The sequence below is a fragment of the Allobosea lathyri genome (assembly GCF_900108245.1).
GTDB classification, from domain to species: domain Bacteria; phylum Pseudomonadota; class Alphaproteobacteria; order Rhizobiales; family Beijerinckiaceae; genus Allobosea; species Allobosea lathyri.
Window position 1 is genome coordinate 166,119 of record NZ_FNUY01000006.1, and the last position, 25,591, is coordinate 191,709.

General features: G+C 64.6%; 23 protein-coding genes. 13 read left to right on the forward strand and 10 right to left on the reverse strand.

Translation table 11 applies throughout. The features are described from left to right. Window positions 1-93: 93 nt before the first annotated feature. The 3 genes from C4S73_RS15660 to C4S73_RS15670 all read right to left on the reverse strand — a co-directional run bounded on the left by C4S73_RS15660 (window position 94) and on the right by C4S73_RS15670 (window position 4,242). A complete protein-coding gene (locus C4S73_RS15660) occupies window positions 94-1,272 on the reverse strand; it encodes a phosphoserine transaminase (RefSeq protein ID WP_103873614.1) in 1,179 nt (392 codons plus the stop codon). 350 nt (window positions 1,273-1,622) lie between these two features. After that, a complete protein-coding gene (locus tag C4S73_RS15665; protein ID WP_280177606.1) occupies window positions 1,623-3,038 on the reverse strand; it encodes an anti-phage dCTP deaminase in 1,416 nt (471 codons plus the stop codon). A 955-nt stretch (window positions 3,039-3,993) separates the two neighbouring features. Beyond that, entirely contained in the window at window positions 3,994-4,242 is a 249-nt protein-coding gene (locus C4S73_RS15670; protein WP_103873449.1) for a hypothetical protein, read from the reverse strand. A gap of 1,331 nt (window positions 4,243-5,573) precedes the next feature. On the opposite strand from C4S73_RS15670, the gene C4S73_RS15675 reads away from it, so the two are divergent. Further along, a complete protein-coding gene (locus C4S73_RS15675) occupies window positions 5,574-5,840 on the forward strand; it encodes a hypothetical protein (RefSeq protein ID WP_103873450.1) in 267 nt (88 codons plus the stop codon). Window positions 5,841-6,067: 227 nt separating this feature from the next. Here the strand turns inward: C4S73_RS15675 and C4S73_RS15680 are convergent, their stop codons facing one another. From C4S73_RS15680 to C4S73_RS15695, 4 genes are all read right to left on the reverse strand, one after another. Then, window positions 6,068-6,568 (reverse strand): hypothetical protein, encoded by a 501-nt coding sequence (locus C4S73_RS15680; RefSeq protein WP_425290349.1) that lies wholly within the window; start codon window positions 6,566-6,568, stop codon window positions 6,068-6,070. Between the two features lie 199 nt (window positions 6,569-6,767). Then, window positions 6,768-7,226, reverse strand: a complete 459-nt coding sequence (locus tag C4S73_RS15685) for an RbsD/FucU family protein (protein WP_103873451.1) — start codon at window positions 7,224-7,226, stop codon at window positions 6,768-6,770. Window positions 7,227-7,241: 15 nt separating this feature from the next. Next, entirely contained in the window at window positions 7,242-8,081 is an 840-nt protein-coding gene (locus C4S73_RS15690; RefSeq protein ID WP_103873616.1) for an amidohydrolase family protein, read from the reverse strand. A gap of 5 nt (window positions 8,082-8,086) precedes the next feature. Next, a complete protein-coding gene (locus C4S73_RS15695) occupies window positions 8,087-9,121 on the reverse strand; it encodes an aldo/keto reductase (protein ID WP_103873452.1) in 1,035 nt (344 codons plus the stop codon). A gap of 245 nt (window positions 9,122-9,366) precedes the next feature. On the opposite strand from C4S73_RS15695, the gene C4S73_RS15705 reads away from it, so the two are divergent. The 8 genes from C4S73_RS15705 to C4S73_RS15740 all read left to right on the forward strand — a co-directional run bounded on the left by C4S73_RS15705 (window position 9,367) and on the right by C4S73_RS15740 (window position 17,633). Next, window positions 9,367-10,719, forward strand: a complete 1,353-nt coding sequence (locus C4S73_RS15705) for an ABC transporter substrate-binding protein (protein WP_103873453.1) — start codon at window positions 9,367-9,369, stop codon at window positions 10,717-10,719. A 142-nt stretch (window positions 10,720-10,861) separates the two neighbouring features. Continuing rightward, the gene (locus C4S73_RS15710) at window positions 10,862-11,794 is read left to right on the forward strand and encodes a carbohydrate ABC transporter permease (RefSeq protein ID WP_103873454.1); all 933 of its coding nucleotides are present in this window, start codon (window positions 10,862-10,864) and stop codon (window positions 11,792-11,794) included. Window positions 11,795-12,086: 292 nt separating this feature from the next. Beyond that, complete coding sequence (locus C4S73_RS15715) at window positions 12,087-12,905, forward strand: carbohydrate ABC transporter permease (RefSeq protein WP_103873455.1); 819 nt, start codon at window positions 12,087-12,089, stop codon at window positions 12,903-12,905. An 81-nt stretch (window positions 12,906-12,986) separates the two neighbouring features. Further along, complete coding sequence (locus tag C4S73_RS15720; RefSeq protein WP_103873456.1) at window positions 12,987-13,883, forward strand: dihydrodipicolinate synthase family protein; 897 nt, start codon at window positions 12,987-12,989, stop codon at window positions 13,881-13,883. Between the two features lie 12 nt (window positions 13,884-13,895). Further along, window positions 13,896-14,570, forward strand: a complete 675-nt coding sequence (locus tag C4S73_RS15725; RefSeq protein ID WP_103873457.1) for a GntR family transcriptional regulator — start codon at window positions 13,896-13,898, stop codon at window positions 14,568-14,570. A gap of 90 nt (window positions 14,571-14,660) precedes the next feature. Next, entirely contained in the window at window positions 14,661-15,656 is a 996-nt protein-coding gene (locus C4S73_RS15730) for a sialic acid TRAP transporter substrate-binding protein SiaP (protein WP_103873458.1), read from the forward strand. A 178-nt stretch (window positions 15,657-15,834) separates the two neighbouring features. Then, the gene (locus C4S73_RS15735; RefSeq protein ID WP_103873459.1) at window positions 15,835-16,350 is read left to right on the forward strand and encodes a TRAP transporter small permease; all 516 of its coding nucleotides are present in this window, start codon (window positions 15,835-15,837) and stop codon (window positions 16,348-16,350) included. Continuing rightward, on the forward strand, window positions 16,347-17,633 hold the full coding sequence (locus C4S73_RS15740; RefSeq protein ID WP_103873460.1) for a TRAP transporter large permease: 1,287 nt from the start codon (window positions 16,347-16,349) through the stop codon (window positions 17,631-17,633). Before C4S73_RS15735 ends, C4S73_RS15740 begins: the two co-directional genes overlap by 4 nt. A gap of 170 nt (window positions 17,634-17,803) precedes the next feature. Here C4S73_RS15740 and C4S73_RS15745 read toward each other — a convergent pair whose 3' ends face one another. Both C4S73_RS15745 and C4S73_RS15750 read right to left on the reverse strand, forming a co-directional pair. Further along, the gene (locus tag C4S73_RS15745) at window positions 17,804-18,637 is read right to left on the reverse strand and encodes an aldo/keto reductase (protein WP_103873461.1); all 834 of its coding nucleotides are present in this window, start codon (window positions 18,635-18,637) and stop codon (window positions 17,804-17,806) included. Window positions 18,638-18,682: 45 nt separating this feature from the next. Beyond that, window positions 18,683-19,864 carry an MFS transporter gene (locus C4S73_RS15750; RefSeq protein WP_103873462.1) on the reverse strand — a complete coding sequence of 394 codons (1,182 nt, stop codon included), beginning with the start codon at window positions 19,862-19,864 and terminating at the stop codon, window positions 18,683-18,685. Window positions 19,865-20,027: 163 nt separating this feature from the next. Between C4S73_RS15750 and C4S73_RS15755 the strand changes: the two genes are divergently transcribed. Further along, the gene (locus C4S73_RS15755) at window positions 20,028-20,927 is read left to right on the forward strand and encodes a LysR family transcriptional regulator (RefSeq protein ID WP_103873463.1); all 900 of its coding nucleotides are present in this window, start codon (window positions 20,028-20,030) and stop codon (window positions 20,925-20,927) included. 214 nt (window positions 20,928-21,141) lie between these two features. On the opposite strand, the gene ppk2 is transcribed toward C4S73_RS15755, so the two are convergent. Beyond that, on the reverse strand, window positions 21,142-22,152 hold the full coding sequence (gene ppk2, locus C4S73_RS15760) for a polyphosphate kinase 2 (RefSeq protein ID WP_103873464.1): 1,011 nt from the start codon (window positions 22,150-22,152) through the stop codon (window positions 21,142-21,144). Between the two features lie 149 nt (window positions 22,153-22,301). On the opposite strand from ppk2, the gene C4S73_RS15765 reads away from it, so the two are divergent. The 3 genes from C4S73_RS15765 (at window position 22,302) to pstC (ending at window position 25,586) form a co-directional block, all read left to right on the forward strand. Continuing rightward, the gene (locus tag C4S73_RS15765) at window positions 22,302-23,363 is read left to right on the forward strand and encodes an ATP-binding protein (RefSeq protein ID WP_244595619.1); all 1,062 of its coding nucleotides are present in this window, start codon (window positions 22,302-22,304) and stop codon (window positions 23,361-23,363) included. 97 nt (window positions 23,364-23,460) lie between these two features. After that, complete coding sequence (pstS, locus tag C4S73_RS15770; protein WP_103873466.1) at window positions 23,461-24,486, forward strand: phosphate ABC transporter substrate-binding protein PstS; 1,026 nt, start codon at window positions 23,461-23,463, stop codon at window positions 24,484-24,486. A 128-nt stretch (window positions 24,487-24,614) separates the two neighbouring features. Next, window positions 24,615-25,586 (forward strand): phosphate ABC transporter permease subunit PstC, encoded by a 972-nt coding sequence (pstC, locus tag C4S73_RS15775; RefSeq protein ID WP_103873467.1) that lies wholly within the window; start codon window positions 24,615-24,617, stop codon window positions 25,584-25,586. Window positions 25,587-25,591: the final 5 nt, after the last annotated feature.

A 25,591-nucleotide genomic window follows, 5' to 3' on the forward strand; every position in this document is an offset into this window, starting at 1 on the left:
GGCTTGACCCGGCCATCTCGTGACGCGAAGGCGCAGGCAGGCGCCTCATCCGGTTGGAGATGGTCGGGTCAAGCCCGACCATGACGCAGGGTGTCAGGCCGCCTTCTTGCCCAAACCGGCCTTCGCCTCGGCGAAGGCGTATTCGATCCAGGGCAGCAGCGCCTTGAGATCGCGCGACTGCACGGTCGCGCCGCACCAGATGCGCAGGCCGGGAGGGGCGTCGCGGTAATGGCCGAGATCGAAGCCGGCGCCGGCCTTCTCGATGATCGAGACGACCTGCTTGGCGAAGGCCGCCTGAGCCTCGGCGCCGAGCGCGGTGACGGCCGGGTCGGTGAATTTCAGGCACACGCTCGTGTTCGAGCGCGTCTTGGGCTTCACCGCCAGGAAGTCGATCCAGTCGTTTTCGCGCACGAATTTCGCGAGCACGCGGAAATTGCCGTCGGCGCGCTTCACGAGGCCGTCGAGCCCGCCGACCTTCCTGGCCCAGTTCAGCGCGTCCAGATAATCCTCGACCGCGAGCATGGAGGGCGTGTTGATCGTCTCGCCCGAGAAGATGCCCTCGATCAGCTTGCCGCCGGAGGTCATGCGGAAGATCTTCGGCAGCGGCCAGGACGGCTTGTAGGTCAGCAGCCGCTCGACCGCGCGGGGCGAGAGGATGATCATGCCATGTGCGGCTTCGCCGCCGAGCACCTTCTGCCAGGAGAAGGTGGTGACATCGAGCTTTGCCCAGTCGAGACGCTGGGCGAAAGCCGCCGAGGTCGCGTCGCAGATCGTCAGGCCCTCGCGGTCGTCTGCGATCCAGCTCGCATCCTGAACGCGCACGCCCGATGTCGTGCCGTTCCAGGTGAAGACGACGTCGCGGTTCTTCGTGTCGACCTTCTTCAGGTTCGGCAATTCGCCATAGGGTGCGGTGATGGTGCGGACATCGGTGAGCCGCAGCTGCTTGGCGACATCGGTCACCCAGCCCTCGCCGAAGCTCTCCCAGGCGACCATGTCGACGCCGCGGGCGCCGAGCAGCGACCACATCGCCATCTCGACGGCGCCGGTGTCGGAGGCCGGGACGATGCCGATGCGGTAATCGGCCGGCACCTGCAGCACTTCGCGGGTCAGGTCGATGGCAAGCTTCAGCTTGTCCTTGCCGACCTTGGCGCGGTGCGAGCGGCCGAGCGCTGCATCAGAGAGATGTTTGAGGGCCCAGCCGGGGCGCTTTGCGCAGGGGCCGGACGAGAAATGCGGCACGCGCGGACGCGTGGCCGGAACGGTATTCGCCATCGATGTCTCCATCCTTACAGATGGGCGCGCCACGGTGGGGTGGCGTGTCCCGTCGACGGGGGTAAGGCGGGAGGGGTGGGGGAGTCAAGGTATAATCTACGAAAGGTAGCGCGACAGTCGCTGCATTAACGGTCGCTGTTACGAATCTTGAAAATGCCTGACTGCGCGACTCGTCTGACCGCTTCTCTTCTTAACATTATGGTGCTTGAATCCAGAAAGCTTACTATGTTGGAAGCGCTTCTGCAGCCGCTTTGCGAATCGCGAATTTCAACTTCATCTGCCTCACCAAGATTGAAAGAAAGTTGAATGTTTTCTTTCCTTCTTTGCTCTGACATTTGAAGCTCGCAATCTTAATTTGCACTGATAGGAGTATGCTCCTTGTCGCTCAAATCCGCAATGACTTTTGATTCATAATCCGCTTGCGCGTCTAGCTGAATGCGGAAAATAGGAAGGGCGGCAGCCGGATCCTTTAACGCCCTTTTGCCGCTCAGTTTCCGCTCTGCCTCTGGCCTAAAGAGGCGGAGATAGGTGTGAGGCGCCACTCCATCATACTGTCGGAAAACAACCTTCGTTTCATCGTTCGGCTCTTCTGTGATTGCATCGTAGTGAAGTTTCGTCGCTAAGCTCTTAAGGTAGGGTTCGATGTAAACAACCGATGATATTCCGGCTGCAACAATATGTCTAGCGCAGTTGTGACAAGGGTAAGTGTTCGTATATAATGTAGCGCCAACTAGCGAATTTTTTCCTTCTCTGGCAACAGATAGTATTGCTTCCATCTCAGCGTGGATTGATCTTGAGAATTCGATGAGAGAGTCTATATCAGTTCCTCTCAAGGCTTTTATTACATCGCTTTCTTTCACTCCTTTTTTTAATATTCCCGCTTCCGAAACCCGTTTCACGACATCGCTAACCATAGACTGTCGACGTGTCTCATTGTGGCAAATGCACCCTCCCCATTTAAAGCATCGGTTATCTCGGTCGCTTAACTTGCCTGTGCTCTTATTGAGGAATGATCGATCGTCTTCCGTGTATAGCCCGCCCCCAAAACGAGGGACATCGTTCCATCCAACCGCAATTAGTTCGCCGTCTTTGGAAACGATCGATGCGCCGACCTGGCGTGACATGCACGCTGAATTTGCAGCTGCAGCGCTTGCTTTATACATTGCCGATTCGGCTCGGGTAGGTGTATGAATATCCGTATCGAATATAAGGCTCAAATTCCTGTCAACTCTATTTCGCAATTCCTCTTTTCTTTGATCGTTGCACACGAAAAAATCGGAATGTACGAATATCTTTCTTGTTTTCTGACCGAATGTCGCCAATTCCCCTTGGTCTCTGTCGATGATTTTGTCGATCTGAGCATGAGGAATGCCATTATCGGTCAATCTTGATTTTCTAATTGAGTCTGGGGCGAATACACCAAGTATACATAGTGTTTCTCCGTATATTTTACGCAGAAGTTGAAGTTCATCGGTGTTTTTCAGAGAGTCTATTATATAGGCTCTTCGCCCGGGGATTGATATTTTACCATCAAATCCGCCATTTTTTTCTCTAAATTTAAATATCTGTTCTATTATTTTTCCAGCTAAGTAATCTCCTCCAAATTTTTCTCTCAACGCATTTCCGGCTGTTTGCATGATTTCTATATATTGATCGAATGGATCGATGCGTGGCACGCTTAACCCAACCCGATGCATCTCAGATTTAATAATAGAACTTGGCTTAATAATAGAGCAAACTTTATAGCGGAATTTTTGTGTAAGTATTTATTCTAAAAATGACGCTACTAAACTTACGCCAGACCCAATCGGTCCTACGAGCGCGATTACAAGTTCTTGCGACAGACGATCAGATATCGTTTCAGCTACTGATGACACTCTTGTTGTTCCCGACAAGAGGTCGCGCCGTTCCGCAATGCTCAATTTCTAACCCCCGAAAAACGAATCAATCCAGTTCAATATGCCGAATTTATATGCAGATGAAATCATACCTAGTAAGTATCTAAACTAAATGAAGCCCGCTTACTCACTTGTGCACGCGACATAAAATGGAGGCGGCACTGCGATCTTAATTCGCTCGCACACTCTTGTCCGGCGCTCCTCGCCAGCTTCCCAAAAGTTAGAAGCGAAGAGGCGTCGCGGTTCCGCTGCGAACCGCCCCCTCAATCCCCCGTAACCGTCAGCTCCGCATCGATCGCCTTCATCTTCGGGTTGGCGGCGCAGAAGGCTCAGGCCTTGTCCTTGACGGAAAGGGCGAAGGCAGCGCGGCGCGTCCCTTCTCCCCTCGCGGGAGAAGGTGGCAGCGCGCAGCGCTGACGGATGAGGGGGCGCCGTGAACCTTCCGCCGAACGCGACGCCAACCGGACGGGGCACGGCGCCCCCTCATCCGCCCCTGCCGGGGCACCTTCTCCCGCGAGGGGAGAAGGGAGGAGGCGTGGCGGTTCAATCCCCCGTAACCGTCAGCTCCGCATCGATCGCCTTCATCTTCGGGTTGGCGGCGCAGAAGGCTCGGGCCTTGTCCTTGACGGAAAGGGCGAAGGCAGCGCGGCGCGTCCCTTCTCCCCTCGCGGGAGAAGGTGGCAGCGCGCAGCGCTGACGGATGAGGGGGCGCCGTGAACCTTCCGCCGAACGCGACGCCAACCGGACGGGGCACGGCGCCCCCTCATCCGCCCCTGCCGGGGCACCTTCTCCCGCGAGGGGAGAAGGGAGGAGGCGTCGCGGTTCAATCCCCGGTAACCGTCAGTTCCGCGTCGATCGCCTTCATCTTCGGGTTGGCGGCGCAGAAGGCTCTCACCCGGGCCTCGACCTCGCCGCTCGCCCCGCCGGCTTTCGCATGATTGGCCTTGTGGGCGCGGCTCGGGGCGGTCTTGAGATATTGGGCGCAGCTCATCTCCGGGTCGGTGATCTCGGCTGCGGCCGGGGCGGCGAGCAGGAGGAGGCTCAAGGCGAGCGCGCGGGCGAGGATGGACATGCTGGATTCCTGAACGACCGGGCAGCGCGACGCAAACCCATGCGGCGGCGCTCGTGCCCTGCGCGGCGCGCGCGCGCAACGGCTTTTCGCGATGGTCCGGGGTGCAGGCAGGGCATTGCGCGGGCATGACGGCAAGATGCGGGAACCGCGGGAAACCCGTCTCCCGGATGGGAGAAGGGCAGGGACGAGGGGGCGCCGCCGCTCGTTGGGCTGCAACGGCGCCGCCGCGCCATCTGGTTCAGCCGCAGGCCCTGATCCGGCGCTCCGCGCCCCCTGCTCCCATCCGGGAGAAGGGAAGAGGCGTCGCGCCATGCCTCGCCGTCATGCTCGGGCCTGTCCCGAGCATCCACGTCTTGAACACGGCCTTCGACCAGCGAAGACGTGGATGGTCGCCACAGGGGCTACCATGACGCGTGGCGGTTCCCATCAAACTAATCCCCGTCCACCCAACCAGCCTTATCCTGCCTCCACCTCATCCCCGAGGGGCAGCCATCCGGAGGTGTGCCGTTGGTGGGGATGGGGGCGGCGCCTGCGGGTGGAGTCACGATCCACACTCGGGAGGCTTCGGGAACCGCCCTGGGGGTAATACGGCCCCTGCGCGAGGAGCTCGCTGGAACGGTCGATGGCATCAGGCTTGTCGCCCCGTACCGGAGTAGACGCGACGACCCGATGAGGGGAGCTGGCGTCGAAACGGCTCGCGGTGACGAAAATGACCCTCGACCCGCTAAGCGCGGCCCGGAGTCACAAATCGCCGACGAGCGGAGCGCCACGGGGCGTGCGGATGGTGGCTCAATCCATCCGCGCCGCGACCTGGCTCAATGGTTGCGGCAAGATACCCCCGCGCCTCGCGGCGCTCCGCTGCCCCTCATCATCAACCGACGCGGCGACGCGGGCGGGGATTTTGCACGCGTCCCTTCTCCCCTCGCGGGAGAAGGTGGCAGCGCGAAGCGCTGACGGATGAGGGGGGCGCCGTGAGCTTTCCGACTGATCCGGCCACGACGCCGGCCCGGTCAGGGCGCGGCGCCCAGCCCGGACAGGGCACGGCGCCCCCTCATCCGTCTGCTTCGCAGACACCTTCTCCCGCGAGGGGAGAAGGGAAGCGGCCCGCAAGGGCGACCAAGCGGCAGATGGCGTCGTCGCGCCGTCTGGTTCAGGCGCAGGCCCTCATCCGGCGCTCCGCGCCACGCCATTCATGAAGAAATGGCTCCTCAGGATGAGGGCTGTGGGAATCTCCAGAAATGCGATGAGGGAGCGTGGCGGCGCAAAAAATGGTATCGCCCCGGCAACGCCCTTCAACGAGGGACATGCAAGACAGGCAAGCGGAGACCGGCATGGCCAGGAAGACCCCCGAACAGCTCGCCCAGGAATTCGAGGGCCGCAAGGCCAAGGGGCTGGCCAAGGGCGGCGCGGCCTATTGGCCCAATGTGCTGGCGAATGCGGTGCTGAAGCTCACCACTGGCGGCAGCGAGATCAGCGTCGCCACGCTGCTGGAGCTGATCGGGAAGGACGCCGAATCGAACGACGTCAAGCTGAAGGCCGGCGCCATCGAGGCGATCGCGCGCTTGCGCCAGGCGGTGGCGAAGGGCGCGGACGCTTAGAGCGTGCCGATTTCGCTCGGAACCTCCCCCGTCATCCTGGACAAGCGGCGAAGCCGCGCAGATCCGGGAGCCATCATAGGGCTCCGGAGCCCTGCGATGGATCCCGGGTCTCCGCTTCGCTGCGCCCAGGATGACGGCGTGTTTCCGCGCATAATCAGCACGGTCCAAGCCGCCAAAGCCTTCTCCCGCGAGGGGAGAAGGGCAGCAGGCCGGGCGGTTGCGCCGTCTCAGGCGCCCTTCAGGCGGGTGTTGCACTGGCTGTAATAGCCGCCGCCCTTCTGGATCCATTTCAGGTCGCCATTGCCGCCATTGGCCTTGTTGACGTTGTACTGGTCGTTGCAGGTCTTGAAGCGCTGCTTGCCGGCGGTCTCGCTGGCATATTTCGGGTCGACCTTGGTCGGGAAGACGGCGTTGCCGGCTGAGACCGGGGCGGCTGCGGCGGGCTTTGCCGGGGCGGCGGGCGCTGCCGCTGCGGGCTTCATTGGATTGGCCGGCGCAGCGGCCGGGGTTGCGGCGGCAGCAGGCGCGGGGGTTGCGCTGTCGGAGCACTGCGCCTTGCGGAAATCGTTCCAGGACTGGCCGCCGAGCGTGTTGCCGGTCTTGGCAGCGTTATACTTGGTGCTGCATTCCTTCATCGTCAGCGCCTGGGCCGGCGTGGCGAGGGGAAGAACGAACCCGCCCGCGAGCGCGAACAGGCTGACAGCGAATGCGGTTTTGATGTGCGTCATGATCGTCGATCCTCACAGGCGTCGCCCGCTGGGTGCAGCGGCCAGACGGCTCATTCCGCCTGGCCGCGCATTCCTGAATCAGGTCCTAAGCTGTGGCGAATGAATGGCAGATGACAGGGGGTGCCGAGGAGGTTGAAGTTTTCGCGGCTGTTGTACTGTCGCGCGGCTGTCCCCTTGCTTGCTGCCGGCCCATCAGCGTCTATGCGACGACCTCGCCGGCGATGACGCCCTTGCGGAAGAGGAAGCAGCCATAAGGTCTGGGGTCGCCAACCTGGATCACGGCGAAGCCCGCCTTGGCGGCGTCGTAGAAGGCGAAGCGCTCGATGCCGACGAGCGGCAGCGGGTGGCCAAGGGCGTGGTCGAGCTCGCGCTGCACCTCCTGCTGGACGGCGGGAATCGCCTGGGGATCACCGACGACCTGCATCCGGCGCGCCGGCTCGGGCTCGAAATCGTCGATCGGCAGCAGCGAAAGGATGGCGCGCGCCGCGCGGCCCATGCTCAAGCCGGGCAGCCGGATCAGCCGGCCGCTGGTGGTGGCGCGCGCGACGGTCTCGGCCGGGTGATTGGCGTCGACCAGAGCGAGATCGTCGCCATGGCCCATCGCGGCGAGCAGCCAGAGCAGATCGGCGGAGAGGACGGGATCGATGCCCTTCAGCATGATGTCGAGCTCATGTCAGTCGCGTCCCCTGTGCGAGAGATAGATCCGGCGCGCCGTGCCGCCGAAGATGGCGAGCCGCTGCGGCTCGGTGAGCCCGGCCAGCAAGGCGCTCGCCGCGTCGAACCAGCGGTCGTAATCGGCGCGCAGCGTCACCACCGGCCAGTCGCTGCCCCAGATCAGGCGCTCGGGACCGAAGCTTGCGAGCAGATGCTCGACAATCGGGCGCAAGATGTCGAGCGTCCAGTCGGGGGCGGCTTCGGTGACGAGGCCCGAGAGCTTGCATACCGTGTTGGAGTGAGCTGCCAGCGCCGTGATGCCCTCGCGCCAGCCGGTGATGTCGCCGCTGACGAGGTCGGGTTTGGCGGCGTGGTCGATGACGACGCTCAGGGCCGGGTGGCGGTCGAGGACGCGCAGCATCGGGTCGATATGTTGCGGCCGCAGCAGGGCGTCGAAGACGAGATCATGCGCGATCATGGCGTCGAAGACAGGAGCGAGTGTCGGCTTGGCGAGCCAGTTCACGTCCGAGATGTCATGCACCATCGGGCGCAGGCCGACGAGGAGGGGATTGCCGCTCAAGCGGGCGATGCGCGAATCCGCATCGGGCGCATCGAAATCGCACCAACCGACGACGCCGGCGATGAAGGGTGTGCGCGCGGCGATATCGAGCAGGAAGGCGGTCTCGGCCTGCGTGGGCGCGGCCTGGACGAGGATGGTTCTGATAATGCCGTGACGGGCGAGCAGGGGGCTGAGATCTTCGGGGCCGAAATCGCGATGGATCGGGCCGAGCTCCGGTGTCAGCCAGCCATAATCGCCGCGTGCCAGGGTCCAGAAGTGCTGGTGAGCGTCGATGCGCATGGCGTTCATTGTCCCTCGGTCGGTACGGGGACATCGGCGCCAAGCAGGCTCTGCGCCTTCAGTTCGCCCCAGAGCGCGGCGGGGACGGGGGCTGAGAGCTCCGCAATCTGGTCGGCGACTTCGGCGGGCGAGACTGCGCCCATCACGAGGCTGGCGACAGCGGGATGTCCCAGCGGGAAATGCAGCGCGGCACGGCGCAAGGGCACGCCATGGCGGATGCAGACGGCTTCGATCGCGGCGACGCGCGCGAGAATCTCGGGCGGGGCGGGCTTGTAGTTGTATTTCGCGCCTGCGACCGGGCCTGTCGCGAGGATGCCGGAGTTGAAGACGCCGCCGAGCATCAGGCCGATGCGCTTCTCCAGGGCGAGCGGCATGAAGGAGGCGAGCGCCGGCTGTTCCAGCAGCGAATAGCGCCCGGCGAGCAGCATGGTGTCGAAATCGCCGGCGCGGGCGAAGCGCTCGCACATCTGCGCTTCGTTGACGCCGACGCCGATCGCCTTGACGGCGCCGGACGCGCGCAGGCTTTCCAGCGCGCGATAGGCGCCGTTCATGGCTTGCGAGAAGCGATCCTCGATCGCGTCTGCGCCATGGGTCCAGACATCGACATCGTGGATCAGGACGATGTCGAAATGGTCGACGCCGAGCCGCAGCGCCGATTGCTCGAGCGAGCGCATGGCGCCGTCATAGGAATAGTCGAAGCGCAGCGCATGCGGCAGGCCGCCAAGATAGCCGGAACCTTCGCCGCGCGGGCCGAAGGGCTCGGCGACGCGGCCGACCTTGGTCGAGAGCATGACGTCGCCCCGTGCCCGCCGAAGTGCCGCGCCGATGCGGTGCTCCGACAGGCCATGTCCATAGAGCGGGGAGGTGTCGAGCAGCGTGATGCCGCCGGTGATGGCGGCTTCCACGGTGGCGACGGCCTGCGCCTCGTCGAGGCGGGCATAGAGATCGCCGAGCGGCGCGCCGCCGAATCCCAGCGTGGAGACGGCGATGTCGGTGCCCCCGAGCTTGCGGGTCGGCAGGGCGGGCGAAGCGGCAGGCATGGCCGAGACCGAAGAGGTGGGCAAGACGGAAGAGGTGGGCAAGACTGAAGAGATGGGCCTGGCGGACGGCATGGGCGCGGTTTCCGGTGTCGGTCAGGTACTATGTGCACGCCAACATGTTAGCTTGCAACCGCCCAGAAACCGGACTAGCTTGCCCGCCAAGATCGAGCCTCGGCCCAGCCGGAGCGCTCGTCAATAGGCAGGCCGTAGAAACGGCCGCGTTCACGTCCCAAGGGAGGGAAACGATGACCAAGGACATCCTCAAGCCGACCCGGCGCACGCTGTTGCGTGGCGCGACCGCCCTGGGGGCGGCCGGCGCGATCGGTTCGCCGCTGGTGCTGCGCGAGGCGCGCGCCCAGGCCGCTTTCAACTGGAAGCGCTTTTCCGGCACGACGATCGACGTGCTGCTGGTGAAGAACCCGCGTTCCGACCTGATGCAGGCGGCGGAGAAGGAGTTCACCGAGCTCACCGGCATCAAGGTTTCGGCCGAGCAGGTGCCCGAGCAGCAGCAGCGCCAGAAGGCGGTCATCGAATTCGCTTCGGGCAAGCCGAGCTTCGACGTCAGCGGCATCTCGCTGCATGTGCAGAAGCGCATGGCCGCCAAGGGCAAGTGGTTCGAGGATCTGACGCCCTATATCAAGGACGCCTCGCTGACCTCGCCCGACTTCAATTTCGACGATTTCGGCGCAGGCCCGGTCGCCTATGCAAGGCAGGCCGACGGCTCGCTCGATACCATCCCGTTCTTCGTCGACTACTGGATGGTCTATTACAACAAGGAGCTCTTCGCAGCGAAGGGCGTCGAATACCCGAAGAACATGGACGAAATGGCCACGGTCGCGGCCAAGCTGCACGATCCGGCCAAGGGCATCGCAGGTTTCGTCTCGCGCGGCCTGAAGAACGCCAACGTTCCGGTCTGGGCGAGCCTCCTCCTCGGCCAGGGCATCGAGACGACCTCGCCCGAAGGCAAGCTCCTCACCGACACGCCCGAGGCGGCCTGGGCCGGCGAGCTCTACAAGAAGCTCAACAGGGATACCGGTCCCGCCGGCCAGGTCGGCTTCAACTGGAACGAATGCCAGACCACCTTCATGCAGGGCCGCGCCGCGATGTGGCTCGACGGCATCGGCTTTGCCACCCCGCTTGAGGATCCGACCAAGTCGCGCATCGTCGGCAAGGTCGGCTACGGCATCACGCCGCCCGGCCCGAAGGCGCATCACGCCGGCATGTTCGCCGACGGCATGGGCATTTCGCGCGGATCGCAAAAGAAGCAGGCCGCCTGGCTCTACCTCCAGTTCATGACCAGCAAGGCGCAGCAGATCGCTATGCTCAAGGCAGGCGCGGGCGCGCCCGGCCGCGCATCGGCCTATCTCGACACCGACACCATCTCGCAGTCGAAATTCGGCAAGCAGTATTTCGAGTGCCTGCTCGGCTCGGCCAAGGTGGCGCGGGCTGCCTTGCCGCAGATCGTCCCGGTGACCGAATTCCGCGACGTCTTCGGCGTGGCACTGACCAATGCGCTCGGCGGGGCCGATGTCGCAGCCGAGCTGAAGAAGGCGACCGAGACCTTCGCGCCGGTGCTCGTCAAGAGCGAGCAGGGCTGAGGCTACGACGCCGCGCTTTCGCCAGGGAGCCGTCATGGTCGGGCTTGTCCCGACCATCCACGGCTTCGCTGGGCGAAAGCAGTGTTCAAAACGTGGATGCTCGCCACAAGGGCGAGCATGACGGCGTGAGTTCGATGACCGCATGACAGCCACAACGACAATCTCCCAGCCGCTCGCTCCCTTGCAGCAGCCCGCGACGTTCACGCATTCGGCCGATTTCACGCCGCGCTACTGGCTGTTCTCGGTGCCCGCTGTGGTGATCGTGATCGGCGTGATCGTGTTTCCGTGGCTGTTCACGCTCTACATGTCGGGCCATGACTGGAAGATCGGCGGCGGGCCGGAATTCGTCGGCCTGCAGAATTTCGCTGAGCTGTTCCGCGATGCGCGCTTCATCGAGTCGATGGGGCATACCGCCTATTTCACCATTCTGGCCGTGGTGCTGCCGGTTTTCTTCGGAACGGCCGCCGCACTGGTCTTCCACCGCGAATTTCCCTTCCGCGGCGTGCTGCGCACGATCTTCGTGATGCCGATGATGGCGACGCCGGTCGCGGTCGCGCTGGTCTGGACGATGATGTTCCACCCGCAGCTGGGTGTGCTGAACTACCTGCTCTCGCTGGTCGGAATCGGTCCGCAGAACTGGGTCTACGATCCCAATACGGTGATCCCGACGCTGATCCTGGTCGAGGTCTGGCACTGGACGCCGCTGGTCATGCTGATCGTGCTCGGCGGCCTCGCCGGTCTGCCGCGCGAGCCCTATGAATCCGCGCTGATCGACGGCGCCAATTCCTGGCACATGTTCCGCCACATCACGCTGCCGCTGGTCTGGCCCTTCATCATGGTCGCCATTGTGATCCGCAGCATCGACGCGCTGAAGGCTTTCGACACGATCTTCGTGATCACGCAGGGCGGGCCGGGCACGGCCTCGGAGACGCTCAACATCTTCCTCTATCTGCAGGCCTTCCAGTTCTACAAGATCGGTTACGCCTCGGCCGTGGTGGTGATCTTCTTCGTCATCATCATCATGCTCTCGCTGCTGCTGCTCTATGCGCGCCAGAAGTCGAAGTGGAACGCGTGATGGCAGCCATCCCTTTCCCGGCTTGTCCGTCATTGCGAGCGCAGCGAAGCAATCCAGGGGGACGTCGAGCTCTGGATTGCTTCGTCGCTACGCTCCTCGCAATGACGGGACGCGATGCATCCCCTTCCCCCCGCTTGCGGCGGGGAAGGGCTAGGGATGGGGGGCCGGAAAGCCGGAACGCCATCCGTCATCGTCACGCCGAGCGGCACTGCCCCCCACCCCAGCCCTCCCCACCGCAAGCGGGGGGAGGGAGCAGGTTGCGGCTCGCCGCCTTTCCCGGAAAGGCGCGCTCATGAAACGCCTCGTCACAAAGATCGGCTTCTACCTCTCCGTCTTCGTGCTGGTGTCGCCGGCGATCCTGGTCTTCCTCTGGATGATCTCGCTGTCGTTCAAGAACGAGCTCGACAACACCGCCTTCCCGCCGGTCTTCATTCCCGATCCGCCGACGTTCAAGAACTATGTCGACGTCTTCGCGCAGAACAACTTTGCCCTGTACCTCTGGAATTCGATCCTCGTCACCGGCGGGGCGGTGCTGGTCGGGCTGCTTGTCGGCGTGCCCGCCGGCTATGGCATCGCGCGCGGCAAGGCGACCAAGTTCGCCATCCTGATCCTGGTCGCGCGGATGACGCCAGCGCTCTCATATCTCATCCCGCTGTTCCTGCTGTTCCAGATGACCGGGCTGGTCGGCACCATCACGGCGCTGGTGATAACCCATCTCGTCATCACTATCCCGATCATCGTCTGGATCATGATCGGCTATTTCGAGAACGTGCCAATGGAGCTGGAGGACGCCGCCCGCATCGACGGCGCCACCAGCTGGCAGGCCTTCCGACATGTCGCACTGCCGCTGGCCAAGCCCGGCATTGTCGTCGGCGGCATCCTCGCCTTCATCTTCTCCTGGAACAACTTCATCTTCTCGGTGGTGCTCGGCGGCAAGAACAGCCGCACGCTGCCCTCGGCCGTCTACAACTCGCTGACCTTCGAGCAGATCTCCTGGGGACCGCTTGCCGCTGCCGCCCTGCTGGTGACGCTGCCGGTGCTGCTGGTGACTGTGCTCGCCCAACGCCAGATCGTCGCGGGTCTCTCGGCCGGGGGGCTCAAGGACGGGTAGCGCTCCGCGGCGCCGCGCTTGCGGCAGCCATGACCTCAATCTAACATGTCAGTTATCAACCTATCCGGAAAGACAACCTCCATGAGCCTCGACCCCAACCGTTTCGGCCTCTCCTGCGCGATCACCACCCCGATGCGCGAAGGTGGCGCGATCGACCTGCCGCGGCTGGTCCGGCACGCGAAGCATGTGCTGGCGGAAGGTTGCGACAGCGTCACGCTCTACGGGACGACGGGCGAGGGCGCGGCGCTCGGCCTGCCGGCGCGCACGGCCATGATGGGCGCGCTGATCGGCGCGGGTATCGATCCGACGACCAAGATCTATGCCGGCATCGCGGCGGCTTCGCTGCATGAATCGATCGAGCAGGCGCGCGTCGCGCTCGATGCCGGCGCGAAGGGCCTGCTGGTCGCGCCGCCCTTCTACTTCAAGGGCGTCAGCGACGAGGGGCTCTATGCCTGGTTCTCGCAGTTCTTCGAGAAGCTCGGCCCGTCCGTGCGCAATGCCATCCTCTACCACATTCCCTCGGTGACGGCGGTGAACATCAGCGTCGGGCTGGTCCAGAAGCTGAAGACCGCGTTTCCGGGTGTGGTGACGGGGATCAAGGATTCCTCGGGCGATTATGGCAGCACGGAAGCCTTCCTGAAGGCGCATGGCGAACTCGCCATCCTCGTCGGCGACGAGCGGCAGCTCGCCCGGGCGGTGCGCGCGGGGGCACAGGGCTCGATCTGCGGCGTCGCGAATCTCGTGCCGCATCTGCTAAGGCCGCTGGTCTATGAGGGCGCCGACAGCCCCGTCGTGAACGCGCTGGTCGACGAGATCTGCAGCTATCCCGTCATGGCCGCCGTCAAGGCGCTGGTCGGGCATGTGCATGGCGATGCCGGCTATGGCGCGATGCGCGCGCCGCTCGAGGCGCTCGACGAGAGCCAGCGCAAGCGGTTGTTTGCGGCATTCGACACGATCACGCGCGCCAAGGCGGCGTAAGGGGAGGGTGGATTGAGCGAGCCGGAGCCAGAGCGCGAGGGAGAGCCGCTGAAACTGCGGGAGCGGGCCTATGCCAGCTTCACGGAGCGACTGCTGGCGCGCGACATCAAGCCCGGCCAGTTCGTGACCCAGCGCGAGCTCGTGGCGATGACGGGCTTTCCGCTCGGCGCCATCCGCGAGCTGATCCCGCGACTGGAGGCCGAGGGGCTGATCAAGACCGTGCCGCAACGCGGCATGCAGGTCGCCCATGTCGACCTCAACCTGATCCGCAACGCCTTCCAGTTCCGGCTTTTCCTGGAGAAGGAGGCGACGGCGCTATACGCGGCCAATGCCACCGATGACGAGATTGCCGAGCAACGCGCGCGGCACGAGGCGATCATCGCCCGCGCCGAAGCGGGCGGTGACGAGACGCTGATCGAGGATGCCGAGGATGTCGACCGGCTGATGCATGAGGCGATCATCGACCATCTCGACAACGACATCGTCTCGAAAGCCTTCCGCGTGACCTGGCTGAAGATCAGGCTGATCCGCCAATATGAGACGCGGATCCAGAACCACATCCTCGTGCCGGTTATGCAGGACCACCTCAAGATCATCGCGGCCATCGAGACGCGCGACCCTGTCCGGGCCGCCGACGAGATGGGCATCCATATCGGCAACGCCCGCAACCGGGCCATGAGCTACTGAGCGAGCGAAGACTGGAAGCCGGCTCATGAGGGGCGGTTTCAACCCAATAGCGACCCGGACAACCGGGCATTTTCGGGAGGAATTGAGACCATGACCAGACTGACAAAACGCGATCTTCTCGCCGGCTCCGTCGCGCTCGCCGGGGCTGGCGTCGCCATGCCCGCCATCCTGCGCGCGCAGGCCGTCGTGCTGCGCTGGGCCGACGGGCAGGCGATGACCCATCCGTCCCCGCAAAGCGCGGTGAAGGCCGCCGCCGAGGTCAAGGAGAAGACCGGCGGGCGCATCGATATCCAGACCTTCCCGGCAGGCCAGCTCGGCTCGTCGCGCGACATGGTCGAATCCGTCGCCAGCGGCGCACTCACCATGGTGACCGAGGGCGCTGCGCTGCTGGGCCAGTTCGTGCCGCAGATCTCGATCATCGAGGCGCCCTATATCTGGCGCGACCCGGCCCATATGTCGCGGGCGCTGAAATCGCCGCTGATGGACGAGCTCAACAAGGTGCTGGTCGAGAAGCGCGGCCTGCGCGTCATCGGCGTGACCTATTACGGCATCCGCCACCTCACCAGTGGATCGAAGCCGATCAATTCGGTCGAGGACATGAAGGGCTTCAAGCTGCGCGTGCCGGAGGTCGACACCTTCCGCGCCATGGCCGAAGCCTGGGGCGCGCGCCCGACGCCGCTGAACTTCAGCGAGCTCTATCTTGCCTTGTCGCAGGGCGCCGTCGACGGGCAGGAAAACCCGCTGCCGACGATCCAGTCGGCCAAGCTCGCCGAGGTCCAGAAATATCTGGTGCTGACCGGGCACATCATCACGCCGCGTCTGGTGATCGTGAACGATGCCGCCTGGTCGAAGCTGAGCGAGGCCGACCGCGCCACGGTCAAGGCCGCCGTCGACACCGCCTCCGCCTGGCAGGACAAGGAGATCGTCGTGCAGGAGAACGGGCTGGCCGAAAGCCTCGGCAAGAGCGGCATGACCGTGATCAAGCCCGACCTCGAGAGCTTCCGCAAACCGGTGCTGGCGTCGCTGCCGGCCAAGTTCGAAAGCAAATGGGGCAAGGGCCTCTGGGCGCGCATCGAGGCGATGTAAGGCGGCCCTTCTTCAGAAGTGCGCCGTCATCCCGGGCGAAGCGAAGCGCAGACCCGGGATCCATTCCTGAACCGTTCCGGCATGGATCCCGGGTCTGCGCTTCGCTTCGCCCGGGACGACGGCGCGCTTGCATGGCGAGGTCTGAGACTAGGCTACCAGGCTCCATCGGAGGCAAGACATGATCGCGTTGTGGCGCACGGTGTTCGACCGGGCGATGGAGATTTTCGCCGGCATCCTGATCGTCGCGCTGCTGGTCTGCGTGACGCTCGGCATCGTCACGCGGGCGCTGGGCGATCCGCTGATCTGGACGGATGAGGTCTCGCGCTTCCTGATGCTCTGGGTCGCCGTCTGCGGCTGGATCATCGCCAGCCGGAGGAAGGCGCATATCCGCATCCGTTTCTTTCACGATCTGCTGCCGCCACGCGCCTGGCGGGCGGCCGAGATGGTGATGCAGGCCGGCATGATCGTCTTCGGGCTGCTGGCCGGCTGGTACAGCATCCATCTCGTCGCGGTGAACCATGATCTGGAGGCGACGACGGTGCCGATCTCGATGTCGTGGCTCTATGCGCCCATGGTCTTTGCCGGTTTCGTCACCGCCGCGCAGGGTCTGTTCGAGCTGGTCGACAATCTCAGGAACTGGGCGGCGTCGCCCTATGAGCCGGCCCAGCCCCCGATCACCGGAGAGGTTCTGTGAGCACGCTGATCTTCCAGATATCGGGCGTTTGGTTCCTGTCGATCCTCGCGGGTTTCCCGCTATTCGCCTCGATGGGGCTGGCGGCCTTCGCCTTCGTGGCGCTGGCGGACCTGTCGGCCTCGATCGTGCCGCAGAAGATGGCGCAGGCGATGAACGCCTTCCCCATCGTCGCCGCTCCTCTGTTCATCCTGATGGGCAGCATCCTCGGCGCGGCCAAGATCACCGACCGGATCGTCGCCTTCGCGACTTCGGTGATCGGCTGGCTGCGCGGCGGCTATGCCCATGCCAGCATCCTCACCAGCATGATCTTTGCGGGCATGGTCGGCTCGGCAGTCGCGGATGCGGCGGGTTCAGGCGCCATCGAGATCCGGGCGATGAAGAAGGCCGGCTACCGGCCCGAGACCGCAGCCGCGATCACGGCTGCCGCCGCCACCATCGGTCCGATCATCCCGCCCTCCCTGCCGATGGTGATCTATGGCGTCACGGCCGACGTCTCGATCGGCCGGCTGTTTATCGGCGGCGTCATCCCGGGCATCCTGATGGGGCTGTCGCTGATGGTGATGGTGATGCTCATCGCCAAGCGCCAGGGCTTTCGCAAGGAGAAGTTCGCAGGCTTTCGCGAGATCGGACGGACCTTCATCAGCGGCTTCTTTGCGCTGATGACGCCGCCCTTGATCCTCGGCGGCATGTTCACCGGCATCTTCACACCGACGGAGGCTGCCGCCGTCGCCTGCCTCTATGCGCTGTTCCTCGGCTTCTTCGTCTACCGCACGCTGGAGGTGAAGCAGCTCGGCCCCATCCTGGTCGAGACGGTCGAGACGACCGGGCTCGTCATGGTGCTGGTGATGGCGGCGGGTGCGCTGGGCTGGTGCATGTCGATCTCGCGGGTGCCGCAGACGCTGACGCCGCTGATCGTCGCGACGATCAAGGACCCGCTGGTCTTCCTCTTGGTCTGCAACCTGATCCTGCTGCTGGTCGGCTGCTTCATGGAAGCGCTGGCGGCGATGCTGATCCTGATCCCGATCCTGGTGCCGGCAGCGCATAGTTTTGGCATCGACCCTGTCCAGTTCGGCATCATCATGATCCTGAACCTGATCCTGGGTACGATCCACCCGCCGATCGGTGTGGTGCTCTTCGTGGTGACGCGGATCGCCAACGTCTCCTTCGAGACCATGTCGAAGGCGATCCTGCCCTGGATCGTGCCGCTGCTCGTCGTGCTCGCGGCGATCACGCTCTGGCCGCCGCTGACGACCTGGCTGCCGAACCTCGTGATGGGGAAATAGGCCGGCTGGGACAAGCCCATTCCGGTCATCCCGGGCGACCGAAGGGAGACCCGGGATCCATTCCGGAGCCTCTCCAAACATCGCTCCGGAATGGATCCCGGGTCTGCGCTTCGCTTCGCCCGGGATGACGGCGCGAAGTGCTGAACGAACTCGCTTTCTCGAAGCTCCCTTCAGGCGGCCTTGTCCCAGGCCGGAGCAAGGCCGTCGGGGCTGACGATGCGGCCGTCGGGCTGGGCCAAGGTATGGATCGCGGACATCTCACCGGGGCTGAGTTCGAAATCGAAAATGGCGAGGTTCTCGGCGGCGCGGGCCTCGCTCACCGTCTTCGAGAGGGCGACGACACCGTCCTGCTGAACCAGCCAGCGCAGCACGATCTGGGCGATCGACCGGCCATGACGTCCTGCGATCTCGCCCAGCGCCGGGTCGGTGAAGACCTTGCCATCGGCCATGCCGTAATAACCGGTGATTGCCATCCCTGCGGCCTTGGCCGCGCCGATCACGACGCTCTGGTCGATATAGGGATGGTACTCGATCTGGTTGGTGACGATGGGCGCGGCGCTGAGCGCGACGGCCTGCGCCATCAGCGCAGTGTTGAAATTGCTGACGCCGACATGGCGCGTCTTGCCGGCCTTCGCGACCTCGTTAAGCGCGCCGATCTGTTCGCCAAGCGGCACGGCGTCGTTGGGCCAGTGCAGCAGGAGAAGGTCGACATGGTCGGTCTTCAGCTTGCGCAGGCTCTCATCGACCGAGTCGATGAAGGCCTTGCGCGCATAATTCTCGACCCAGACCTTCGTGGTCAGGAAGATGTCGGACCGGGCGACGCCGGAGCTTGCGATGCCTTCGCCGACTTCCGCCTCATTGCGGTAGATCTGGGCGGTGTCGATATGGCGGAAGCCGAGCTTCAGCGCATGGGGCACCATCCTGAGCGTGTCAGGGCCGGGCATGCGGAAGGTGCCGAAGCCGAGTGCGGGGATCGTGGCGCCATTGGCGGTAACGTTTTTCATTGGCAGCGTCCTTTGTCGGTCTGAAATGGGGTGAGGGTCAGCAGTTCACGCAGTCTGGCAGGCGGCGACCGGCTTCCTGTCGAGCGCGCTGCTCCACAGCGTCAGCAGCAGCGCGCCGCCGACCATGATGCCGCCGACCCAGGGCGTGGCGCCGAGCCCGAGCTTCGAGGCGACGACCAGCCCGCCGATCCAGGCGCCCAGCGCGATGCCGAGATTGAAGGCGGCGATGTTCAGCGCCGAGGCGACGTCGACTGCGGCCGGGCGATGCTCCTTGGCGAGCCTCACCACGTAAAGCTGAAGGCCCGGCACATTGGCGAAGGAGAGGAAGCCGAGCCCGGCCAGCGTGAGAAGCGTCCAGAGCGGCGAGATGGCGGTGACCGAGAACAGCAGCAGCACGAGCGCCTGGGCCGCAAACAGCCAGATCAAAGCACGGACGGGATTGCGATCGGCGATCCGGCCGCCGACGATGTTGCCGACCGCGATCGCCGCGCCATAGAGCACGAGGATCAGGCTGACGCTGGAGGCGGCAAATCCGGTGATCTGTTCGAGGATCGAGGCGAGATAGGTGAAGGCGACGAAGGTGCCGCCATAGCCGAGCGCCGTCATGCCGAAGACCAGCAGCAGGCGACCGGAGCCGAGCACCTTGACCTGGTCGAGCAGGCTCGCAGGCGCAGCCCGCGAGAGGGTCGAGGGCAGCAGCGCCGCGATGCCGATGAAGGCGATGACGCCCAGCCCCGCAACGGCCCAGAAGGTCGCGCGCCAGCCCAAGGTCTGGCCGATGAAGGTGCCCAGCGGCACGCCGGTGACGATGGCCACCGTCAGGCCCATGAACATCATGGCGATGGCGGAGGCGCGCCTGTCCTCCGGCACGAGGTCGGCGGCGATGGTGGCGCCAACCGAGAAGAAGACGCCATGGGCGAAGGCCGAGACCACGCGGGCGACCAGCAGCGTTTCATAGCTTGGCGAGAGGGCGGCGGCGGTGTTGCCGATGACGAAGAGCGCCATCAGGCCCAGCAGCAGCGGCTTGCGCTCGATGCGGCCGGCGAGCGCCGTCAGGATCGGCGCGCCGAAGGTGACGCCGAGCGCGTAGACGCTGACGATGAGGCCCGCCAATGGCAGGGTGATGCCGAGGTCGGCCGCGACGGTGGGCAGCAGGCCGACGATGACGAATTCGGTGGTGCCGATCGCATAGGCCGCGATCGTGAGCGCGAAGAGGGCGGGGGGCATCGGATTGTCCTTTTCCGGCCCGTTGCGGGCGGGGCGGCGTGCTTTTGCCGGTTGGTGCGGGTGATGGGGGCTATATGAGCCGCGGGGACTTGCGCGATAAGCCGTCAGGATCGATCAATGCCTTTGAATTGAATTCAAAGGTCGAGGCGGGGGAGGTCGGACGATGGATAATCGCGCGGGCGAGATGGATGTCTTCGTGGCGGCGGTCGATGCCGGCAGCTTCTCGGCGGCGGGCCGCAAGCTCGGCCTGTCGCCCTCGGCGGTCAGCAAGCTCGTCACGCGGATCGAGGACAGGCTCGGCACGCGGCTGCTGGTGCGCACCACGCGCGCGCTCCAGCTGACGCCCGAGGGCGAGGCCTATCTCGCCCGGGCGCGGCGTATCCTGTCGGAGATCGACGAGACCGAGCGCGCGCTGTCGAGCGGCGTCCGGGCGGTACCGCGCGGCCGGCTGCGGGTCAGCGTCTCCGTCGGCTTCGGCGTGCTGCACATCCTGCCGCTGGTGCCGGAATTCCTGGCGCTCTATCCCGAGATCGAGCTCGACCTGTCGCTCGCCGACGAGGTCATCGACCTGATCGAGGAGCGCGCCGACATCGCCATCCGCGCCGGGGCGCTGCGCGATTCGCGGCTCAAGGCCCGCAAACTCCTTGAAAGCCGCCGCATCATCATTGCGGCGCCGGCCTATCTCGAACGACACGGGGCGCCGCGCACGCCCGACGATCTCGACGCGCATAACTGCCTGCGCTTCAATTTCCGCAGCAGCTTCGACGAATGGCCGTTCCGCGATCCGGTCACGCAGGCGCGCTTCAGCCGCAGCGTTTCCGGCAATTTCCTGGCCAATAGCGGGGCTACCCTGCGGCGGCTCTGCCTGCAGGGGCTGGGGCTGGCGCGCATCGGCCAGTTCCATATCGAGCAGGATCTGGCGTCAGGACGCCTGGTACAGGTGCTGGAGGACCACAATCCCGAGGATCGCGAGCTGATCCATGCCGTCTTCGCCGGCCATGAGCATCTCGCCGCCCGCATCCGCGCCTTCGTCGACTTCCTGGCGGAGCGGCTGCAGCGTTAGAGCGCTGTTTGGGGTATCTGCCTCGCAGTCATCCCGGGCGGAGGGCAGCGCAGACCCGGGATCCATTCCGGAACGCGGGTCGGCCATGCTCAGGAATGGATCCCGGGCCTCCCTTCGGTCGCCCGGGATGACAGCGCTTCGCCGCGTGCTCTCGGCCTGCCTCTCAGGATAAGGGCCGAGAGGGTCCTCCCGCCCGTGCGGCGATGGAGCGCCCTCAGCGTTCGCCGCCCCTGTCGAGATAGTCCTTCACGGTGACGACGACCTTGTGGTCGAGCTCGCCGATCGCCTGCTTGTCCTTGCCCTTGTAGGGGATGGTGTGCAGCACGTGCCGGATCGCGTTGAGGCGGGCGCGGAGCTTGTCATTGGCCCGAACCACCGTCCAGGGCGCCGCAGGCGTCGAGCCTTTCGCCAGCATGTCGTCAAAGGCGTCCGAATAGGCGTCGAAACGCGGCAGCGCCTCGAAATCGATCGGCGAGAGCTTCCAGCGCTTGAGCGGATCGTGCCAGCGCGCGTGCAGCCGCATCATCTGCATCTCGCGGCCGATGGTGAGGAAGATTTTGATCATGCGAATGCCGTCTCGCACCAGCATGCCCTCGAAAGCCGGCACCTCGCGCAGGAAGGCGTCCGCCTGCTCCTCGGTCGCAAAGCCCATCACGCGCTCGACGCCGGCGCGGTTGTACCAGGAGCGGTCGAAGAACACGATCTCGCCGGTGGTCGGCATCTCCGCGGCATAGCGCTGGAAGTACCATTGCCCCTTCTCGGTATCCGAGGGTTTGGGCAGCGCCACGACACGCGCCTGGCGAGGGTTGAGATGCTGGGTGAAGCGGGCGATCGTGCCGCCCTTGCCGGCCCCGTCGCGCCCCTCGAACAGGATGACGATGCGTTCCCCTTCCTCGCGGGCCCAGCTCAGCAGCTTCTGCAGCTCAATCTGCAGCGGCTCGAGCTCGCGGTTGTAGCGCTTGCGCTTCATCCGCTTGCCATAGGGATAGTCGCCGCTGCGGAAGGAAGCGTCGACGATAGATTGGGGCAGGGTGTCGGCTTCGAGATCGAAAGCGGGCTCGTGCGCTTCCTTCGCCTTGCTGGACGTCTTGTCGGGGGATGCCTTTTCGGAGGGTTTCTTGGCGCGGCCTGTCTTGGATGCGTTGCCTGCCTTGGGAGCGTCATCAGCCTCGGTGACGAGCCTGATGGCTCCCTTCAACCTGGTTCCGGAAAAGCTCTTCGCCATCGTCTTGCTCCTCGTGCCGGCTCACAGCCTAGACGCCTGCGCGGGGGAAGGGAATTGACGCCCGGCGACGTTCCGATCAGGAAGAGCGCCACGACGTCCCGGCCGGCCATCGGCAGCGGAGACGACCAGCGCCGGGATCTATGTGCCGCATGCCCGACATCGTCTCTCCCAACGCTCCGGCGACGCTCGCATTGATCGAGGCGCTCGGCTCCGCCGTTGTCCTGCTCGACACGCAAGGCGTGGCGCAGGCGCTGAGTCCTGCCATGCGCGGGCTCGTCCCGGGGCTGGAGGTCGGCAAGCCGCTGACGCTCGTCCTGCGCGATCCGGATCTGATCGAGGCGATCGAGGAGGTCGCACGCGGCGGAGACCGGCAGGTCATCGAGCTGATCGAGCGCGTTCCCGTCGAGCGCACCTTCCGCATCCATATCGCCTCCCTCGGCGGCAGTGGCTGGCGGCGAGCCGTGCTGCTGACCTTCGAGGATCTGAGCGAGCAGCGCGTGACCGAGCGCATGCGCGTCGATTTCGTCGCCAATGCCAGCCATGAGCTGCGCACGCCGCTGGCCTCGCTGCTCGGCTTCGTCGAAACGCTGCAGGGGCCGGCGCGTAACGATGCCAGCGCGCGCGAACGCTTCCTGGCGATCATGCGCGAGCAGGGCCTGCGCATGGCGCGCCTCGTCGACGACCTGCTGTCGTTGTCGCGCATCGAATTGCGCGCGCATCTCGCGCCCGACACGCCGGTCGATCTTGCCGGCATCTCGCGCGAGATCGTCGATTCGCTGACCCTGATGGCGCGCGAGCGCAAGGTCACGCTCAAGCTGACGATCCCGCCCGAGCCGGTGCAGGTTCCCGGTGATCGTGACGAACTGATGCGGCTGATGGAGAACCTGGTCGAGAACGCGATCAAATACGGCAAGGAGGGCGGCGAGGTCGCGATCGACGTCGTGAGCGGCGCGTCCGAGGTCAGCGTCTGCATCCGCGACGATGGGCCGGGCATCGCGCCGGAACACCTGCCGCGTCTGACCGAGCGCTTCTACCGCGTCGACACCGCCGCCAGCCGCGAGGCGGGCGGAACGGGGCTCGGTCTCGCCATTGTGAAGCATATCGTCCTGCGCCATCGCGGCCGCCTGACGATCGAAAGCACGCGCGGGGAGGGCGCCACTTTCCGCGCCACGATGCCGCGTTTCGGTGTCCCGGCGCGGGGCGCTTCATGACGTTTATGACAGCTGAAGATGACGAACTGTCATTTGGCTGTCATATAGAAAGTGTTCTGACGGGGCGCTGAACATGCGATCCAGAGAGGACATCTCCATGCGCAAAATTCTTATCATCGCTGCCGCGTCGATCGGTCTGTCCGGTGCCGTCCAGGCTGCCGACATCACCGGCGCTGGTGCGACATTCCCGTTCCCGATCTATTCCAAATGGGCCGAGGCCTACAAGAAGGAGACCAATATCGGTCTCAACTACCAGTCGATCGGCTCGGGTGGCGGCATTCGCCAGATCAAGGCCAAGACGGTGGCCTTCGGCGCGACCGACGCCCCGCTCAAGGGTGAAGACCTGACCAAGGACGGGCTGATCCAGTTCCCGACCGTGATGGGCGGCGTCGTTCCCGCGATCAACATCGCCGGCGTCGAAGCCGGCAAGCTCAAGCTGACCGGCGAGCTGATCGCCCAGATCTACCTCGGCGATATCAAGAAGTGGAACGATCCCAAGATCGTCGCGATCAATGCCGGCCTGACCCTGCCCGACGCCAACATCAACCCCGTCTATCGTTCGGACGGCTCGGGCACGACCTTCGTGTTCACCGACTATCTCTCGCGCGTCTCGCCCGACTGGAAGACCAAGATCGGCACCAACACCTCGGTCCAGTGGCCGGTCGGCATCGGCGGCAAGGGCAATGAGGGCGTTTCGGCTTCGGTGAAGCAGGTCGCCAACTCGATCGGTTATGTCGAATACGCCTACGCCAAGCAGAACAAGCTGGCCCACGCCCTGGTCCAGAATGCCGACGGCCAGTTCCCGGCTCCCGACGACAAGGCCTTCCAGGCCGCTGCCGCCAATGCCAACTGGAACGAAGCTCCCGGCTTCGGCATCTCGCTGAACAACCAGAAGGGCGCCAACGCCTGGCCGATCACCTCGGCCACCTTCCTGCTCGTGCACGCCAAGCCCGAGAAGCCGGAAGAGGTGCAGTCCGCCCTGAAGTTCGTCGACTGGGCCTATAAGAACGGCGACAAGCTCGCTCTCGACCTCGACTATGTGCCGCTCCCGGCCAACGTCAAGGATCAGGTCCGCAACGCCTGGAAGGGCGTCACGGATCCGGCGGGCAAGCCGATCTTCTGAGAATTGCCGTCATGGTCGGCCTTGAGCCGACCATCTCGGAAACAAGGATGCGCAGGTCCGGGATTCTCGGGTCTGCGCTTCGCTCCGCCCGAGAATGACGGGCAAGCCTTCCGCACCGGAGCTTTTGCATGACCGCCGCGACAGATATGATGACCGGACCAGCCGCCCCGGCCATACGCAAGACTCCCAAGGGCACCTTCGATATTGTCTTCCGCAACGCCAGCTTCATCGCGGCGCTGATGGTTCTCGTCCTGCTCGCCGGCATCATGCTCTCGATGATCATCGGCGGCTGGCCGGCCTTCCGCGAATTCGGCCTCGGCTTCGTCACCTCCAGCGTCTGGGATACCCAGAACGACCAGTACGGCGCCTGGCCCGCCATCGTCGGCACCCTTTCGACCGCGCTGATCGCGCTGGTCATCGGCGTACCGCTCTCGCTCGGCATCGCCGTCTACCTGACGCAGCTTGCGCCGGCCTGGTTCAAGCAGCCGGTCTCGACCGCGATCGAACTGCTCGCCGCCGTGCCCTCGATCATCTACGGCATGTGGGGCCTCTTCGTCTTCGTGCCGCTCTTTGCGGCCTATGTGCAGATCCCGCTGTCCAACATCGTCGAGGGTCTCCCGATCGTCGGCACCGTGCTCTATTCGCGCTCGCCCTCGGGCCTGGGCATCCTGACCGCCGGCTTCATCCTGGCCTTCATGATCGTGCCCTTCATCGCCTCGATCACGCGCGACATGCTGGAGCAGATTCCCTCGGTGCTGCGCGAGAGCGCCTATGGCATCGGCGCCACGACCTGGGAGGTCGTGCGCCATGTGCTGGTGCCTCAGGCCGGCGTCTCGATCATCGGCGCGATCATGCTGGGGCTGGGCCGCGCGCTCGGCGAGACCATGGCGGTGACCTTCGTGGTCGGCAATGCCAACCGGCTCTCAGCCTCGATCATGGATCCGGGCTCGACCATCGCCTCGCGCATCGCCAACGAGTTCAACGAGGCGATGGGGCTGCAGATGAACGCGCTGATCGCGCTCGGCTGCATCCTGTTCTTCGTCACCTTCGTCGTCCTCGTCATCGCGCGCATCCTCGTCTCGCGCGTCAAGAGCTACTGAGCGGA